The organism is Paenibacillus sp. JJ1722 (genome assembly GCF_048282685.1).
Classification (GTDB): domain Bacteria; phylum Bacillota; class Bacilli; order Paenibacillales; family Paenibacillaceae; genus Paenibacillus; species Paenibacillus polymyxa_B.
The window spans coordinates 890,492-907,941 of record NZ_CP182500.1 but is presented as its reverse complement, the minus strand read 5'-3'; the positions used below and the strand labels follow the sequence as shown (position 1 = coordinate 907,941).

Genomic DNA, 17,450 nt, shown 5'->3' with positions numbered 1-17,450 from the left:
TGCGTCCTTATGAGAAGGTTATTGCAATTTTACCGACAGCGTGGTGAGTTTCGCTTAAAGCGTGTGCGTCATACAAACCTTTTTGTGAAAAAGGAAACGTAGCTCCTACTACCGATCTTACTTTCTTTTGCTCCAACAGATCGGCAATTTCCTGTAGTTGCTGTCCGTTGGGCTCCAGCCATATATTTTTGGCCGTTACGTTGTACTCCTTCACCAGCTCTTCGTCAAAATTGCTGACAATGGATATGATCCGTCCGGTATCCCTTTTCATTACCTTAAAGCTATTCTTCTGAACATCCCCACCCATCGTATCGAACACCACGTCCACATCAGATAAAACTTCCTCAAAACGAGTTGTACGATAGTCAATGATTTGGTCGGCTCCCAATGAAGCAAGCAATTCATGATTACGCTCACTGGCTGTAGTAATGACATAGGCTCCGGCCTGTTTGGCAAACTGGATAGCAAACATGCCTACGCCACCTGCACCTGCGTGGATTAATACTTTCTCCCCTTTGGTCAGTTGACCATGTGTAAAGAGCGCCTGCCAAGCAGTCAACCCCGCCAAAGGTACAGAAGCGGCTTCCTCCCAAGAAATTGTGGCAGGTTTACGTGCCAGCAGGTGATCATCCACCAAGGTATACTCGGCATAGGTACCGAACCGTGTGGTGTCCGGGCGTGCAAACACTTCATCTCCCACTTTCCAATCGGTGACCTCGCTGCCTACTTCCGAAATAGTGCCGGCTACATCCCAGCCTAAAATAATCGGGAACTCCCAATCCATCATTTGTTTTAAGTAACCTTCACGCAGCTTCCAGTCAATTGGATTGATGGAGGTAGCCGCCACTTTGACTACAACCTGATGAGCCTGTGGTGTAGGAGTAGCCACTTCTCTTTCTTTCAATTCATCCTTGCTTCCATACTGATCTATAACGATGGCTTTCATATTCATTTCCTCCTCGCACATTTACATATTCTTTACATTGCTAGACATACGCTGTAGCACATCTGTCAAAGCCACAATTTCCTCATCTGTAAACTTACATAGCAGCTTTTCCTGAAAGGCTTGTCTTTGCTCTGACAAAACTTGCAGCTCTTGAACCCCTAATTCGGTCAAACATATATAGGTCACACGCTTATCCTGCTCTTTTTTACTACGTAAAATCAGACCTTCCTCTTCCAGCCTTCTCAGATGTCGGGTTACTGCTGCACCATCCAGAACGAGCAGGTGTTGGAGTTCCAGCTGACTTAGTTCCTGACGATGATCAATATGATACAAAATTTCAACCTTGGTAAAGCTGGTTTTTAACTGTGCTTCAAAGGCGTTATTCATTTCTTTACACAAAAGATGCATGCGATAAAACAACTGGCTTTTTTCAGAGCAATGTTCGATGACAAACCCTCCTCCTAATACTTGACCTATCAATTGATATATCAAGTATTATACACCCCCTCTAAAAATAAACAAGCCCTGAGACAAGTCTATATATACAAATCCTACAATCACAAAAAAATGCTCAAGCTAAACGAATAAGCCTGAGCAATCTAGAATTTGTAGTTAGTAGGGTCATTCGATAAAACGATGAAATGGTCCAAATTACAGTGTATTCATAAATCCGATAATACGGGCCGCCATCCGCTCGTGGCCTGCCTGATTCGGGTGCAGGCCGTCAGGAACACCATTTTCCCCTGTAAAGTACATCTGTTTATGTACAGGCAATAGTGGTTGAATTCCGGCGATATTCCACAGATCGCAGCACGGGAAAGAATAAAGTGAGGCCACTTCTCTCACGGCCTGTGCATACGCGCTATAGACTTGACCAGTAATGGCATTAGGCAGATGCTCAGGAACCGTATCACTTGATCCGTGAGGCGGAGTCAAAAAGACGATCAGCTTGTCCGGGTAACGGTTAATTAGTCCTTCGGCAATATGCTTGAGCGCACCATAAAACGTACGCGTTTCTGTCGATGGCGTATCCAAGCTACCGAACGGTATTTCTCCCATCGAAAAATCGTTTCTTCCCCCCATAAAAAAGATCACGTCTGCATGAGGGTTCATTTTCTCATAACGCTCACACATCGGTTCAAAGCCGCCGCTGGCTACACTGCTGCCGGATATGCCGTGATTCTCAAAGGTTAGGAATCCCAGTGCGTCGCTCACAAGGTGGGGGTAAGGCTTTTCTCCATCACGCAATTCATATCCAAACGTAATGCTATCGCCCAGAAATACAGCATGGCTGCCTTGGTATTTGCCTTGATTGATTGTCATTCGATGTCTCTCCTATCTATTAGATCGTATTGTTGATTTCGATAAATTTATGTTCAATCGCTGTCATTTCGTGATTTGGCCGGGTTATTAAATATGTATCCATGTAGCCGAAGGTTGGGGGAGCGGGCAAATAGGATGTTACTTTAAATTGCCGCGCCAGCTTTTTGGACATGAGGGTGATTCCCATTCCCATCAAGGAAAATTGCACCATCGTATCAAACACACCGACCTCTACCACCTCGCCATGGGTCAATTGCATGTCCTGATACATCTTCCTTAAATACGTGAGGTACAGGCAACCATCCGACAATATGATAATAGACGCTCCTTGGAGTACCTGTTTGAGATCCGAGCCTTCATGTATGCCTTTCCCCACCAGCACCAGTTCTTCACGGCATAATTTTTGATAATGAATATACGGGTTGGCGGGATACCCTGTAACAAAAGCAATATCGAGTTCGCCGTCAAGGATCAATCGCTCCATTTCCGTCGTGGTTCCGGTTTTTAATGTAACCGAAGCCTGCGGATACAGCTCATATACCTTCGTGAGCGCCCTCGTTGTTTCGCCCGCCACGATGGACTGCATGGTACCGATGCGCAGCTTTTCCTCCTGCGGTCTCATTTTCATCTCCGTGTCTTGCCATAGCAACAACATTTGCTTGAACTGAGCATACAAGGTTTCTCCTGCGGGTGTCAGCTCCATACCACGGGGCTTTCGGTAAAATAACGCTGTGCCGTAATGGGCCTCCAGCTTCTTTATTTTGGCCGTCATATTCGATTGCAGGTGATTCAACTTTTGTGCTGCTTCTGTCAGGCTTCTCAGCTCTGCCACCGAAACAAATGCCTGCATATTTTCAATATCCATCCCTTCACCTCCCATCAAATAAAATGATACCTGTATCATAAACAAGCATTATTATTTATGAGTTAAGTGTATTATATTGGCCTTGGATGCTATTTTCCACCCTCATTTTAAAAATCAGGAGGTATGGCAACATGATCAAAAAGAAGATTCGTGTAGGTATCGTAGGAGGTTCGATGAATAATAAATGGGCCAGTCAAACGCATATTCCGGCTTTGCTCAAGCACTCGAACCTGGATATCACTGCCGTCGGTACCTCTCGTATGGAGAGTGCGCGACAAAGCGCAGAAGAAGTAGGTGCGGCACTAGCTTTTGATGATTCCAAAAAGCTCGCAGCTTCCGAGGATGTGGACATGGTCGTGGTGAGCGTAAAAGTTCCCCATCATTACGAGGCGGTGATGGCGGCAATTCAAGAGAGAAAGCATATTTTTTGTGAATGGCCCTTGGGGGCAAACACTGCGGAAGCTGCTGAAATGGCCAAAGCGGCGGAACTGGCAGGCATTCATCATACCGTCGGCTTGCAGGCACGGCAGGATCTTGAAGTGCAAACGATGAAAAAGCTCGTGGAGGGCGGAGAGATTGGTGAAATTATATCCTGTCATATGCAAGTAGCTACTCCCGGCAAAGGAGGACAAGTAAATCAGGACACTGCTTATCTGCTGAATAGAGCCAATGGGGCTAATCTGCTCACGATTAATGGCGGGCATTCCCTGGATGCGCTGCAATACATCGTTGGCGAACTCCGCGAGCTATCGGCCATCACATCATCCCGTTATCACGAAGCCACTATTCAGGAAACGGGTGAAGTCATTTCCAAGGATACAGCCGATCAGATTCTGATTCACGGAATATTGGAAAAAGGAGCACCGGTATCCGTTCACATTCAAGGTGGAGTGAATTCTAAGTTTGAGATAGAGATTCAAGGGAAAAAGGGTATTTTGCGTTTGTCACAGAATCCTTCGCTTGGGCATGTTCAATTCGGGAATCTAACGCTCGAAAAACTTGTGTACGATCCAAGCAGTACGCAGAGTCATGGTCCTAATGGCGCTTTTGAACAAATACGTATAACTAGAGAGCCTAATATAAGCCTAGATTTCCCAAAAGAAGGGGTAACCCTGAATGTAGCCAAGGCTCATTATGTTTTTGCCGAGGATATTTTGACACACACCCGTCTAGCTCCCGAGTTCAACCATGCCTTAAAGCTGCATCAGCTACTGGACCGCATTGAGGAATCAGCTGCAACTGGGAAAAGGATCGTATGGTAAGGTAGAATTATAAAAAAGAACCTTTAACACCACGATAGATGTGGAGTTAAAGGTTCTTGATCTTTTAAAATCATGCATTCTCGACCTTTATACTGTCATTTTCAACCAAAATAACTTCCGCGTTGCTGATTGGATATAAATTTAATTGGCTGCCAAATTCCTCAATGATGCTCTCCACCGCTTTTTTAAACGGGATGTTCGTATGGTGGGGGACTGGATAGAATTCAATTATCCCGAGCGCAATAAAGGAATCCAAAGCAGGCGCCTCCTCCACATTGTCCATAAGTCGGGCATATTCGATATTCGGTGATAAAATCATCGAACCTGCCGATTCGCCTATATATAACTTCCCTGCATTAACTTCATCAGCAATGATTTTGTCAGCCCCGGTTCTTCTCAACTCTTGAAGTAAATAAAATGTGTTGCCTCCGGTAATATAAATATAGTCATTTTCTCTAATTTTACTCTCTATTTCGTTCAATGTTGCTGTGCCGATTTCGATTTCATCCACGACTAATCCTAAATTCTCTAATGCTTTTTTCCCTGAATCCACATAAAACTTAACTTTCTCTGGAATACTTGCGGTTGGGATGAAGGTGACTTTTTTTCCTTCTAAGTTTTCACCAGCGAAATGGACTAAGCATGGTGCAACATCCTTAAATGAGGACGACAGAAATAATTTTTTCATTTCTTTATTCTCCTTAGAACAGCGTTTAATAAAACGAGATATGCAACACTTTAATCTAGGTACATTATAAAATATATTAGTAGCAAAACATGACACCATTAGAGCATGACATGAAAAAGAAGTGAACGTTTAATTTCATACTTGATTTAAGCTATTTATAGCTTGAATCTAATAAAACCATATAAAAAAGGAGACATTACCATTGAATAATATCTCCTTTTTTCAGCTTCATATTCCGTTTTGCAACAATAAATGACTTCATATCTCCGCCGCATGAGGCAATGCTGTTCGCCTTTAGCTAACCCCCGTCGATTGAGGTTGCCGTACAGTAAACTTTCCCGAGCAAAGGTTCGACCTGGCACCCGTAAAAAAGACTCCAACCGCATAGCGATATTTCGCCGATACGGAGGAGTCCTGATGTTGTATAGGTAAATCTTAAAGGATTGATGGTTACGGCGCGGGAGTCTCCGCGTTTATTCCCACTCAATCGTTGCTGGTGGTTTGGAGGTGATATCATACACGATGCGATTCACGTTATCCACTTCGTTTACGATACGTACCGAAATTTTCTCCAGCACATCCCAAGGGATACGTGCCCAGTCGGCAGTCATACCGTCGATAGAGGTTACTGCACGAATACCTACAGTGTAAGAATACGTACGAGCATCGCCCATAACGCCAACACTCTTCATATTCGGCAAAGCGGTGAAGTATTGCCAGATTTCCCGGTCCAGACCGGCTTTAGCAATCTCCTCGCGCAAAATGTAATCCGACTCACGAACAATGGTTAGCTTGTCCTCTGTCACTTCACCCAGCACGCGAATGGCAAGACCCGGACCTGGGAACGGCTGACGCCATACAATCTCAGGTGGCAGTCCGCATTCTTCGCCGACTTTACGCACTTCGTCCTTGAACAGGGCATTCAACGGCTCGATCAGCTTGAACTTCATGTTCTCCGGCAAACCACCCACATTATGATGGGATTTAATGGTCTGTGCCGTTGCTGTTCCGCTCTCTACAATATCCGTATACAGTGTACCTTGTGCCAGGAAAGTAAAATCGTCGAATTGAGAAGATTCTTCCTCGAACACATAGATAAACTCGTTACCGATGATTTTACGTTTTTGTTCCGGATCATCAACTCCTGCCAGCTTGGACAAGAAGCGCTCACGTGCGTCAATTTTGACAACTTTCATATCAAATTTACCAACGAACGTCTCCATTACACTTTCGGCTTCACCTTTGCGCAGCAATCCATGGTCAATGAACATACACGTCAGTTGGTCACCGATCGCTTTGTGAATGAGCATCGCTACAACAGAAGAATCCACGCCACCGCTTAAGGCACACAATACTTTCTTGTCGCCAACCTGTTGACGAATCTCACGAATTTGATCTTCAATGAACGATTCCATGGTCCAGTTGCCTTCACAACCACACACTTCATAAAGGAAGTTGCTGATCATCTCGTTACCTTGAACGGAATGACGTACCTCTGGATGGAATTGCACCGCATACAGATTCCGCTCCAGGTTACTCATCGCGGCAATCGGCGCACTCTCTGTTCCTGCATCTAGTGTAAATCCGGTTGGCAGATCTGTAACGTGATCCCCATGGCTCATCCATACGGTTTGACGAGAATCCAGTCCTTTAGCCAAGCGAGCATCCTGATTGAATTGCACGTCTGCTTTGCCATACTCACGCTTGCCCGCACGTTCTACCTTACCATCCAGTTGGTGAGCCATCAGTTGCATGCCATAACAAATACCAAAGATAGGAATGCCAAGATCATAAATTGCCCGATCCACCTGAGGAGCATTGTCTGTATATACGCTGGAAGGTCCGCCTGAGAAAACAATCCCTTTTGGCGCCAGCTCTCTCAGCTTCTCCGCAGGCGTATTGTATGGAAGGAGCTCGCTATATACACCGAGATCCCGAATTCTTCTTGCGATTAACTGGTTGTATTGTCCTCCAAAATCGAGAACTACAACGATTTCATTAGGCTTATTCATTACCGTGCCTCCCTCAATTGTTCGTTTCATTATACGCAACGATAAAACAAGACGTCAAGAAATCAACCGGAGTTGAGTGGGCATGAAAAGATTGTTAAAATGAATTGATTCTAAAATACTCAATCTGTTCGTAGGAGTGTAAACGATGGATGTGCTGAAGTGGATCGCGCAATTGTTCGAAGAATACGGCTACGGCGTCCTTTTTTTCGGCTTGCTGCTTGAGTTTATTGCTTTACCTTTTCCCGGGGAAACCACAATGGCTTATGCGGGATATCTCTCCTATGCCGGCACCCTGGATTTCAGTAAACTGGTGCTGCTAGCTTTCTTGGGCACAACCATCGGTATGACTATTACCTACTTTATCGGAAAGTGGGCTGGGCTCCCCTTTATTCAGAAATATGGTAAATGGGTTTTGTTATCGCCGGACAAGCTTCAGAAAACACAAAAATGGTTTCAACGATATGGATACTGGCTTATTTTCCTTGGATATTTCATTCCCGGTGTCAGGCATTTTACCGGTTATTTTGCCGGAATTATTGCTCTTTCTTTCCGTAAGTTTGTCTTGTATGCTTACAGCGGCGCTTTATTCTGGGTCATCCTCTTTCTAAGCATCGGCAAGCTGTTTGGTCCCCAATGGGATGTCATTTTCCATTTGGTAGAGCTGTATGCACTGCGAATTGCGGGAGTCGTTGGGTTCATGATCCTGCTGTATATTATTTACCGGTGGAGAAACTTCCTGTTTAGCTCGCTACGCAAATCCGAAAAATCAGTGAAAACCAGCAACAAGGATGACACGGAGTAGTCAAACTCCTGCTGCCTTACGACTACGGGTCCTTGCATAATACATCGAAATCACGATAGATATCACAACAAACCCTGCGCCTCAAGCCAAACCCAACGTACACGGCTCCATCATTTCAATCGCCACCCCTGCTCCAAACATAGACAGTCCGATGATACCTTGACTCCACGCCGTCAGCATGCCCAGCATGACCACAATGGACCCTGTAAATACAATGGGTTCTCCCGCATTAATAATGTATCCAGACAAATGCCCCCCTACCCCGCTAGCAACCAGACCCGCGCCCAAAGCGGCTTAAAACACTCCAATTCCGGCATCGTCCAGCCTGAAATCCTGCACTGCATATAATTAGTTGTTTATCTAATTTATAAAAATCACTCTATAAACCGTCAAGGCATAAATTCATATATTCAGAGCGTACTAAGCCAAGAAACTCCAATATCGGAGGATTTTACGTATGCCAAATCAGAATAAAAGTTGTCCAGTTACTCATGTGTCCTCTAACTTGAGGGATAATGTAAACCATATTGAAAGCTCCTTTGGAAACAGCGGAGATTTAATCATTAAAGAGCTTTTATGGATGCAAAAATGGCCAGCGGCTTTGTTTTATATCAATGGTCTGATTAACACTCAATTACTCCATGATTCCGTTCTGCGTTCATTAATGCGGGAAAACGAACATCATGTACCAGAGGGCGCGGAACCATTCGACTATTTAAAGGATCAAGCATTGATTGCTGGTAACTCAGGTAGTTTGGAGGAAATGGATATTACTGGTGTTTACTGTAGGCTTTTAGTCGCGTTAGTGAGATGCTGTTATCTGTATATGTATTCATTTTCTGTGGTAACGGCTTGTTCATTCCGCTTATATTATGGGGTATTTACCTTTGCCAGCAAAAGTGGAAGCATCGGCAAAACACATCTGGAAATTAACAAAAACCTTTTGAAACCCATGCGCCTGAAAGCACGATCCGGTTTCAAAAGGTTTTCTTTGGTTCTTCACTTACGCCATATCCTGAATGTATGCCAGCGCAGCATCAATATGTCCTTTTACTCTTAAACCACGCCATTCATGAACTAAAATTCCATTTTCATCAATAAGGAACGTAGACCGAACAATACCCATGTACTGCTTGCCGTACATCTGTTTTTGCTGCCATACACCATACGTCTCAGCCACGTGATGCTCTTCATCAGATAACAACTGAAAAGGGAGTCCGTACTTTGCAATAAACTTGTCATGCTGTTTGAGTGGATCAGGGCTTATCCCCAGAATCACCGTGTTCAAGTCTTCAAACTCCGCATGTTTATCCCGAAAATCACAAGCCTGGGTCGAGCAACTAGAGGTCAAATCCTTGGGATAGAAATACAACAATACCCTACTGCCTCGATAATCAGACAGCTTGACACGCTTTCCCTCACTCCCAGGCAATTCAAAATCCGGTGCCTCTTGCCCAATAACGGTAAATGTCGTGGACATCTCATCATCTCCTATCTTGTGGGGGTTCTTATGTGATCCGCCCTATGAGCCTGCGCCCCTGTAACGGCGAATCCCCCAGTTCCATGCCAGTAAGCCCAAGGTCAGAAAGACAATCCCCATCACAGGAGTTAAGAGCGCCATATGGCGCATGTCCTCTCGGTGAAGGAACAGGGAGGCTGGATATACGCCAACAAAAGCAAAAGGCAGTATCCAAGTCAGCACAACCTGAATGGCACGGTTATAGATCGTTACTGGATAACGTCCGTAGCCCTGAATATTGTACATGAGCGGGATAATTCCTGTAGGCGCATCCGAAAAGAATGAAAGAGAAGTCAATATGGTGTATATGCCCGTATAGATCGCCACGGCACTTAGGCTCAAAACGATCAGCGCTGGTACGAACCACCACTCCATAGCCAAATCCATCTGAGCCCCGCTAATCCCCATAATAATCAGGCCGATCACTGAGCCCACCAGCGCAGGCGGATCCACATTTTCAAGGAAAATCTGGAACAGATTATACGCGGGACGGGTCATTACCCGGTCGAGTTCACCTTTCACAATGTAACGCTCGCTAAAGTTCCAAAGGTTGACAAAACAACTGAATAGTCCGTATGGAACCATGAAAAATCCATAAACGAACACGACTTCATTTTCACTCCAGCCGCCCAAACTGTCTGTATGCATAAAAATAACCAGGATAAAAATAAGATTCGTGGCCTGAAACAGCAGGTCTGAAATCACTTCTACCCAAAAGTCGGCCCGATAGGTGAGCCGTGACTTCATGTAATTTTTTAAATATTCGCTAATGAGACCCAAATAGTACATCATCGGCTTACCCTCCCTGCACGAACAGACGTCTGCGCGCCAGTCGCCAAATGATGATCATCGGCACGAGCAGAACGACCAGCCAAATGATTTGGATACCCAGTACATTCCAGATGCCAACGCCTTTTACACGTCCCGTAAATACAGAGCCCGGCAAATAGGTAATCGCCTGAAACGGCATCCATTGGGCGATCGTCCCCAGCCAGCCTGGAAACAAACTGATTGGCAAAATCAACCCAGAAAACAGATCTACAACTACGCGCTTCATACGCATCATGCCCTCATTATTTTCGATAAAAAAGGCCGTTAACCCCGTAATAATATTGATCTGAGTGTTGATCATAAAGCTAAAAAACAGCATGACCAGAAAACCAACCCAGGCTACCGGATCCGTGGGAAGCTTTACCGGAAATAGCAGCATCGCAATCGCCATGCCTGGAATCATAAACAGCAGAAAACGGAACATTCCCTCGCCGAGTCCTTGCATAAATTTAACAAGTACATAGTTATAAGGTCGGATCATCTGAATTGCAATGCTTCCATCACGTATATCCGTCGAGATTTCACGATCCAGATTGTTAAAATAAAAGGCTCTCGCCATCCACGATACTGCTACATACGTCGTCATCTGAGCAGCGGTAAAACCTCCAATGCTACCCGCATCGCCATATATCGCTTTGTATGTGAAATAATATACGCCAATATTCATGCAATAAATAAGGATTCCTGAATAATAGTTCACACGATACGCAAGCATCGTGAGAAATCGGATACGAATAAAATCGGTGTATACGCTAAGCATGAACTTTGGCCTCCACTATCGGATTGCCCTGGCGTTCAGCCGAACCAGACTGATAGATACTGCGGACGATATCATCCGTGTTGGTTTCAATGATTTTGATATCCGTAATATCCGTGCGACCGACTACGCAAGCGAGAACATCCGATACATTAATATGAAGAGGAATCCATACCTTGGCAGCCAAATCGTTATCCGCCGTCCAAGCCAGTGGCATATCAGCAGTCCATGCCTGTAATTGCTCCAGTTGGGTCGGTGTGCCGAACTGAAACCGTACTTCTCGACCTGTACCCCAACGTGCCTTCAGATCCTCCAGACCACCATCATAGATGATATTCCCATCATCCAGCATAATGACGCGCGAGCACAGCGCTTCAATATCCTGCAAATCATGGGTTGTCAGCAAAATAGTCGTACCATAATCCCGGTTCATGTCCTTTAGAAACTCGCGGATTTCGGACTTTACCATAATATCGAGGCCAATGGTCGGCTCGTCCAGAAAAACAATGGACGGATTGTGCAGCAAGGCTGCTACTAACTCACAGCGCATCCGTTGCCCGAGACTAAGCTTGCGTACCGGGCGGCTTAGCAGATCCTGCAATTGCAGTCTCTCTACCAGCTCATCCAGCCTACGTTTGAAGTCCGTGGCCGGAACCTGATATACTTTCCGCAGTAGTTGAAAAGACTCGATCACACCGATGTCCCACCAAAGCTGGCTGCGCTGACCGAAAACAACACCAATGTTGCCTACAAATTTCTCGCGTTCCTCATAGGGGACATAACCGCCCACCTTGAGATGTCCCGATGTCGGCACGAGAATGCCTGTCAGCATCTTAATCGTGGTGGACTTTCCGGCGCCGTTCTCACCGATATAACCGCATATTTCTCCTTGCGGAATACGGAAGGATATATCTTTGACCGCGGCTACCTCGTTGTATTCGCGGGCGAATAAATCAAGGAAGGCACCTTTTAAGCCCTCGCGATTTTTTTGAACCTTAAATGTTTTGCGCAGATCCTGCACATCAATTGCCAGCATGTTATACCTCTCAATCAGGATTTGTAAAATCCATAGTTAAATTGATTGTGCTCCAAAAAGAAATTATAATGTAATGAACTGAAAAGCGAAAGGGAGAGCATCCATGACAAGCAGAACCAAAAGGACGATATGGTCGGTTCTAGCCGTGGTAATCGTCGCGATTGTCGGCTTTGCCGTGTACTATTTTACATCCATTTATAATCAGCTGGATAATCTGCATAAAGAGGGCGCTAACTCCCCCTTCAAAAATGTAAAGCAGGTCGATCAGGTTCGTACGCCAGAACCGCCCAAGTGGGAAGGTACCGATATGGTTAACATTTTGCTGATGGGTGTCGATGGGCGCGGTATCCAGAAAGGGGAAGTTCCCCGATCAGACAGTATGATGGTCGTATCGCTGGACCCCGTTAAGAAAAAAATCCACCTGTTCTCTATTTTGCGTGATACGTACGTGGATATTCCCGGCTATGGAAAAAATCGAATTAACACCGCCATTACTCACGGACCCAACACAGCCATGAAGACGGCTGGCGATCTGTTAGGCATCCCGGTGCAATATTATGTGTACACGGATTTCCAGGGCTTTATCAAACTGGTGGATGCCGTAGGCGGGATTGATTTTGAAGTGGAAAAGGATATGCATTATACAAGTAATGCGGATAAACATCAGTACGATATTGATTTGAAAAAGGGCATGCAGCATCTAGATGGCAACACGGCACTTCAATATGTGCGGTTCCGCCACGATGCAATGTCCGACTTCTCCCGATCAGGACGGCAACGCGCATTTTTGGAGGCAATAGCCCAGAAAATGCAGACCACGACTTCCATCGCTAACTTGCCAAATATTTTAGAGCAGGTTAACCCGTTCATTGACACGAATCTCAGTGTTAACGATATGTGGAAGCTGGCAAATGTGGGGTACCAAAGCAACTTTGCAGGCAGCGAACAGGTTCCACCGATGAAGATGCTCGGAGAAGAGAATGTGGGCGGCGCGGCAGTTCTTACTGTCCGCGATCCGGAAGAACTGAAAACGTATGTGCAGGATATATTTAATAATCCACCCGCACAAACACAGGAACAAAATAAGGATCAGAATGAAACGAAACAGCCAGACAGTGCATCGTCTACCAAGAAGGATAAAGCTTCTTTTACAGGGGGCAGTAAAACCAGTAATGAGGATGCTTCCACACAATCAACAACAAAGACAGGACAAAAAGAGCTATAATGATGTATGCAGGGGCAGCCGTGAACGCTGCCCTTTGGCGTGTGTATACCCTATTTTAATGAACGGAAAGGAAGTTTTTGATGATGAAACGGGAAAACTCCGAAGCACTATATAAAGAAGCCCTGGAGCATATTGTCGGGGGCGTTAACAGCCCTTCACGCTCCTTTAAAGCTGTGGGCGGCGGCGCTCCAGTATTCATGAAACGCGCTAAAGGTGCTCATTTCTGGGATGAGGATGATAATCGGTATATCGACTATTTGGCGGCTTATGGCCCTATTATTACTGGACATGCCCATCCCCATATTACTAAGGCTATCAGCGAAGCGGCCGCGAACGGCGTATTATACGGAACCTCAACGGTATTGGAAATCAAACTGGCCAAGATGCTGAAGGAAGCAATTCCTTCTATGGACAAGGTCCGGTTTGTGAATTCTGGCACAGAAGCGGTTATGACAACGATTCGTGTTGCACGGGCCTATACTGGGCGGAACAAGATCATCAAATTTGCCGGCTGCTACCACGGTCACTCGGATCTGGTACTTGTTGCCGCAGGCTCCGGCCCTTCCACGCTAGGCATACCTGACAGTGCAGGCATTACGACCAACATTGCGAGCGAGGTTATTACCGTACCATTCAATGATCTCGACGCGTTACGCCAAGCCTTGGAGCGTTGGAGCGACGATGTGGCGGCAGTCATGGTCGAGCCCATTGTCGGTAATTTCGGCATGGTCATGCCGCAACCCGGTTATTTGGAAGGGTTGTGCTCCATGGCGCGTGCGAACGGCTCACTCGTCATTTATGACGAGGTCATTACCGCATTCCGATTCCACTTCGGTTCCACCCAAACGTATGCAGGTTTGGACAACCATGATGCGATTCAGCCAGATTTGACCGCGCTGGGCAAAATCATGGGCGGTGGTCTGCCGATTGGTGCCTACGGCGGCAGCAAGCACATCATGGAGCAGGTTGCCCCACTCGGCCCAGCTTATCAGGCGGGTACGATGGCGGGCAACCCAGCGTCCATCTCGTCAGGCATCGCCTGCCTTGAAGTCCTTCAAGGGGAAGGCGTGTATGAAGAGATGGAACGTCTGGCTGTGAGGCTGACGGACGGTATCCAGTCCTCTGCCGAACGCTACGGCGTGCCATTGACGATCAACCGAATTCGTGGAGCGTTCTCGACGCATTTCTGTGATCATCCGATCACGAATTACGCGCAGGCGCAGGATACGGATAGCGAAGCGTTTGCATCCTTCTTCCGTCATATGCTGGATCGCGGTATTCATCTGGCACCATCCAAGTACGAAGCCTGGTTTCTCACAACAGCGCATACGGACGAAGATGTAGATGCTACGCTGGAAGCGGCGGACGATTCGTTCCGGGCGATGTCACAAGGTAAGTAAAACAAGCAGTAAGTGATAGAATATGAATAGGATAAGAGCTGGAAGTAGTCTTAGGGATGGGAATCCGACCTCTGGGACTTCGTTCCGGCTTTTTTTCATTTCACAACTGTACCCGTACAGTTGCAGATTTTATGGATTGTATCAGGTTATGCCATCCGGGTATATTGAGAGAACCACAGGTTAAGGTCATTATTACGGAGGTTTATTATGAACAGTCGTTCTAGAAATGGAGCCGCCTATCTGGCAGCTCTCAGCTATGCAGCTATACTTGGATTTTCATTTTTATTTGTAAAATTGACAGTCACAGAGGCGAGCCCGCTGGATGTGATCGCCCACCGCTTTGCGCTGTCTTTTATCGCTTTGACCATTCCCGTGTTGCTCGGTTGGATCAAGATCAACATCAAGATGCGTGACATTCTGCGCATTTTACCACTGGCGCTGCTCTCGCCATTAGTGTATTTTCCACTGCAAGCCTTCGGGCTGATGAGCACTTCTTCATCGGAAGGTGGAATTATCCAAGCAACCGTTCCCATCTTTACGCTGCTGTTAGCTTCCTATTTTATTAAAGAGCGTACAACGGTAGTCCAGAAGATTTCCTTACTGCTCTCTGTCTTTGGCGTGGTTTTTATATTTGTGATGAAAAGCGGAGCACCGCTAGCATCCAATAGCTATGGGGGTATTCTTCTGCTCGTGCTCTCTGCGATATGCCTATCCGGCTATAACGTACTGGCACGACCATTAACACAAAAGTACAACCCAATGGAATTGACCTACGTTACCTCTATTTTGGGATGTATCGTTTTTAACGTGGTGGCACTGGGATATCATGCCATAGACGGCTCCATGAGCGCCTATACCGCTCCACTGGTGAAGCCTGGTTATTGGATGGCACTGATTTATCTAGGCATTCTGTCTACCCTCGTCACCTCGCTGTTATCGAGCTTTGCCTTGAAGTGGATCGAAGCCTCCAAAATGAGTGTGATCGGCAATTTATCCACCCTCATTTCCATGATTGCCGGTGCTTACATTTTGAAGGAGCAGCTCGCCTACTATCACATTATTGGGGCTGTGATGATCATTATCGGCGTGTTGGGTACCAATTTCGGAGGACGAAAAAACTTCACGCCAATCAAAACAACTTCGGCAAAATCACAAAAAACGGGCTAAAAATAGACACTCATTTGCCTGCAAAAAAAGAAATCTCCAGGCTGCGCAATTCCAGCGGAGAGATTTCTTTTTTCATTTCTTAGTCTTCGTCGCATTAGATAGGGTACGCCATGACACTCATTAACGCCAATTCCGGCTGTGTCGTGTCCAATCTGCTATATTGTACGATTATGGGCACATCGCTAGTGACCGTAATTGCGTAAGGAATACCTACCGGAATCTGCTCGCCGGATTTCTCCAACGAGGCTGTTCGGATATGACGGGTTCGTCTTCCTTCCACCACCTCGATCAATCCCTCCAATGGCTCGCGGTCTTCAAAATAGATGTCTATACTCAGATTTGCCACACGGCTCCCACAATTCAGCACGCATATGCTCTCATGACTGAGCAGCTCTCCCCGGCTTTCCGGTGGAATATACCCATCGGGGATGACCCAGAATAGGCTGCCTCGCGGCTGATTAGCCACCTTTTTATGAGAAAGTTCAGCATTTCCCATACTATTGGCCTCCTTTATCCATAATACTTTTTGGCGCTTATGCCCCTTCTTCTAGCCATACGGATTCTCCTTGGTACGCAACAGTTGAGCCAGAAAAGCAAGCGCCAATCCCTGACCCCATCCCTGAATGCGTTTGTATGGAACGTTTCGATAGCCGTCAATATCGTTCATCACAGCAGTTCCCGCGGATACACCCGTTACTGTGCCGTCGTCCTTAATGCGGGAAAGAATACCTTCGATCGCCTTTTGGGTGTATTTGTTAAACAATCTTCCTTGCATAAGCAAGGCGGTCGCAATTCCTGCCGAGCCCGAGGTTTCCAGATAAGAGGTATCATCGTTCAGCACCGTATGCCACAGCCCTTCTGGGGATTGCAGCCGCACCAGTGCATTGAGCTGGTCACGCAGCGAGCCGTCGATGATCATATAAGATGGATGCTGCACCTCCACAAGTTTCAGCGCTTTTGCCATCGTGAGGGCTGCCCATGAATTGCCGCGCGCCCAATATATTCCTGACATCCGGCTTTGATTCGCATGATCCCATCCGTGATAATACAGATTCGTATCCGGGTCCTGCAAAAATTCTTCATGCCCGTGATATTGACGAATTCCATCCTCCCAATACTCCTTGTTGCCTAACAGATGACCGATGCGCAGCAAATAATAACCGGCCATAAACATCGTATCCACCCATGCTTGCTGCGGAAATACATCATGAAGTGAATTCACCGTATGCTGGAAAATGCCGTCGGCAAACCGCTCCGCTTTTTTGGCCAAAAATTCTGCCATCTCGATGGAAATATCAAGATATCTTTGCTCACCTGTGGCCTGATAAAGCGTCAACAAACAGTGCCCGACAGAAACGCCGTTCACCGAGAGAGACGGAAGCCCATCCTCGATATTTTCGTCAACCCATTCTTTCAGCTTGGTCAGATACTTTTCGTTCCCTGTCGCTTCATACGCTTCGCATACTCCGTAAAAGGCTACTCCGCCCGGCCAATCCCAGCTGTAGTGCATTTGAAAGGTGCGTTCTACTACCCGGTCGATCACCTGCTTAACTTGTTCTTCATCAAAAATCAATGCAGGCATTTCCACGTCTCCCCCTTTGGTATGTTTCACGTGAG

Annotated in this window: 19 protein-coding genes; 6 read left to right on the top strand and 13 right to left on the bottom strand. The window is 46.3% G+C overall.

The window, feature by feature from the left end; translation table 11 throughout:
- Positions 1-7: 7 nt before the first annotated feature.
- The 4 genes from ACM1ND_RS04155 to ACM1ND_RS04140 form a co-directional block, all read right to left on the bottom strand.
- The gene (locus tag ACM1ND_RS04155) at positions 8-946 is read right to left on the bottom strand and encodes an NADP-dependent oxidoreductase (RefSeq protein ID WP_053324647.1); all 939 of its coding nucleotides are present in this window, start codon (positions 944-946) and stop codon (positions 8-10) included.
- Between the two features lie 21 nt (positions 947-967).
- Positions 968-1,438 (bottom strand): MarR family winged helix-turn-helix transcriptional regulator, encoded by a 471-nt coding sequence (locus ACM1ND_RS04150; RefSeq protein WP_023987036.1) that lies wholly within the window; start codon positions 1,436-1,438, stop codon positions 968-970.
- Between the two features lie 159 nt (positions 1,439-1,597).
- Entirely contained in the window at positions 1,598-2,269 is a 672-nt protein-coding gene (locus ACM1ND_RS04145; RefSeq protein ID WP_023987035.1) for an SGNH/GDSL hydrolase family protein, read from the bottom strand.
- Positions 2,270-2,288: 19 nt separating this feature from the next.
- Positions 2,289-3,134 carry a LysR family transcriptional regulator gene (locus tag ACM1ND_RS04140; protein WP_053324646.1) on the bottom strand — a complete coding sequence of 282 codons (846 nt, stop codon included), beginning with the start codon at positions 3,132-3,134 and terminating at the stop codon, positions 2,289-2,291.
- A gap of 131 nt (positions 3,135-3,265) precedes the next feature.
- Here ACM1ND_RS04140 and ACM1ND_RS04135 point away from each other — a divergent pair, with 131 nt between their 5' ends.
- Complete coding sequence (locus ACM1ND_RS04135; protein WP_053324645.1) at positions 3,266-4,396, top strand: Gfo/Idh/MocA family protein; 1,131 nt, start codon at positions 3,266-3,268, stop codon at positions 4,394-4,396.
- 70 nt (positions 4,397-4,466) lie between these two features.
- On the opposite strand, the gene ACM1ND_RS04130 is transcribed toward ACM1ND_RS04135, so the two are convergent.
- Together ACM1ND_RS04130 and guaA are read right to left on the bottom strand one after the other, a co-directional pair.
- Entirely contained in the window at positions 4,467-5,084 is a 618-nt protein-coding gene (locus ACM1ND_RS04130) for a Type 1 glutamine amidotransferase-like domain-containing protein (RefSeq protein WP_053324644.1), read from the bottom strand.
- 473 nt (positions 5,085-5,557) lie between these two features.
- On the bottom strand, positions 5,558-7,096 hold the full coding sequence (gene guaA, locus ACM1ND_RS04125) for a glutamine-hydrolyzing GMP synthase (protein ID WP_023987031.1): 1,539 nt from the start codon (positions 7,094-7,096) through the stop codon (positions 5,558-5,560).
- A gap of 145 nt (positions 7,097-7,241) precedes the next feature.
- Between guaA and ACM1ND_RS04120 the strand changes: the two genes are divergently transcribed.
- Entirely contained in the window at positions 7,242-7,898 is a 657-nt protein-coding gene (locus ACM1ND_RS04120; protein ID WP_053324643.1) for a DedA family protein, read from the top strand.
- Positions 7,899-7,979: 81 nt separating this feature from the next.
- Here ACM1ND_RS04120 and ACM1ND_RS04115 read toward each other — a convergent pair whose 3' ends face one another.
- The gene (locus ACM1ND_RS04115; protein WP_418027090.1) at positions 7,980-8,147 is read right to left on the bottom strand and encodes a hypothetical protein; all 168 of its coding nucleotides are present in this window, start codon (positions 8,145-8,147) and stop codon (positions 7,980-7,982) included.
- A gap of 208 nt (positions 8,148-8,355) precedes the next feature.
- Here ACM1ND_RS04115 and ACM1ND_RS04110 point away from each other — a divergent pair, with 208 nt between their 5' ends.
- Positions 8,356-8,958: a spore germination protein gene (locus ACM1ND_RS04110; RefSeq protein ID WP_280781338.1), complete on the top strand. Its 603-nt coding sequence runs from the start codon at positions 8,356-8,358 to the stop codon at positions 8,956-8,958.
- On the opposite strand, the gene bcp is transcribed toward ACM1ND_RS04110, so the two are convergent.
- From bcp to ACM1ND_RS04090, 4 genes are read right to left on the bottom strand one after another with little or no spacing between them, the layout of a single operon-like run.
- Positions 8,902-9,378, bottom strand: a complete 477-nt coding sequence (gene bcp, locus ACM1ND_RS04105; RefSeq protein ID WP_053324642.1) for a thioredoxin-dependent thiol peroxidase — start codon at positions 9,376-9,378, stop codon at positions 8,902-8,904. The genes ACM1ND_RS04110 and bcp overlap by 57 nt on opposite strands.
- A gap of 42 nt (positions 9,379-9,420) precedes the next feature.
- The gene (locus ACM1ND_RS04100) at positions 9,421-10,209 is read right to left on the bottom strand and encodes an ABC transporter permease (RefSeq protein WP_080710685.1); all 789 of its coding nucleotides are present in this window, start codon (positions 10,207-10,209) and stop codon (positions 9,421-9,423) included.
- A gap of 4 nt (positions 10,210-10,213) precedes the next feature.
- On the bottom strand, positions 10,214-11,008 hold the full coding sequence (locus tag ACM1ND_RS04095; protein ID WP_418027089.1) for an ABC transporter permease: 795 nt from the start codon (positions 11,006-11,008) through the stop codon (positions 10,214-10,216).
- Positions 11,001-12,041 carry an ABC transporter ATP-binding protein gene (locus ACM1ND_RS04090; protein ID WP_075153730.1) on the bottom strand — a complete coding sequence of 347 codons (1,041 nt, stop codon included), beginning with the start codon at positions 12,039-12,041 and terminating at the stop codon, positions 11,001-11,003. The genes ACM1ND_RS04095 and ACM1ND_RS04090 overlap by 8 nt, the downstream gene beginning before the upstream one ends.
- Before the next feature lie 103 nt (positions 12,042-12,144).
- Here ACM1ND_RS04090 and ACM1ND_RS04085 point away from each other — a divergent pair, with 103 nt between their 5' ends.
- The 3 genes from ACM1ND_RS04085 to ACM1ND_RS04075 all read left to right on the top strand — a co-directional run bounded on the left by ACM1ND_RS04085 (position 12,145) and on the right by ACM1ND_RS04075 (position 15,833).
- Positions 12,145-13,266, top strand: coding sequence for an LCP family protein (locus tag ACM1ND_RS04085; RefSeq protein WP_023987022.1), 1,122 nt, complete (start codon positions 12,145-12,147; stop codon positions 13,264-13,266).
- Between the two features lie 83 nt (positions 13,267-13,349).
- A complete protein-coding gene (locus ACM1ND_RS04080; protein WP_269465967.1) occupies positions 13,350-14,666 on the top strand; it encodes a glutamate-1-semialdehyde 2,1-aminomutase in 1,317 nt (438 codons plus the stop codon).
- A gap of 207 nt (positions 14,667-14,873) precedes the next feature.
- Positions 14,874-15,833, top strand: a complete 960-nt coding sequence (locus ACM1ND_RS04075; protein WP_071559300.1) for a DMT family transporter — start codon at positions 14,874-14,876, stop codon at positions 15,831-15,833.
- Positions 15,834-15,927: 94 nt separating this feature from the next.
- Here the strand turns inward: ACM1ND_RS04075 and ACM1ND_RS04070 are convergent, their stop codons facing one another.
- Positions 15,928-16,329 (bottom strand): sensory rhodopsin transducer, encoded by a 402-nt coding sequence (locus ACM1ND_RS04070; RefSeq protein WP_418027088.1) that lies wholly within the window; start codon positions 16,327-16,329, stop codon positions 15,928-15,930.
- Between the two features lie 51 nt (positions 16,330-16,380).
- Positions 16,381-17,415, bottom strand: coding sequence for a glycoside hydrolase family 88 protein (locus ACM1ND_RS04065; RefSeq protein ID WP_068939430.1), 1,035 nt, complete (start codon positions 17,413-17,415; stop codon positions 16,381-16,383).
- Between the last annotated feature and the right edge of the window lie 35 nt (positions 17,416-17,450).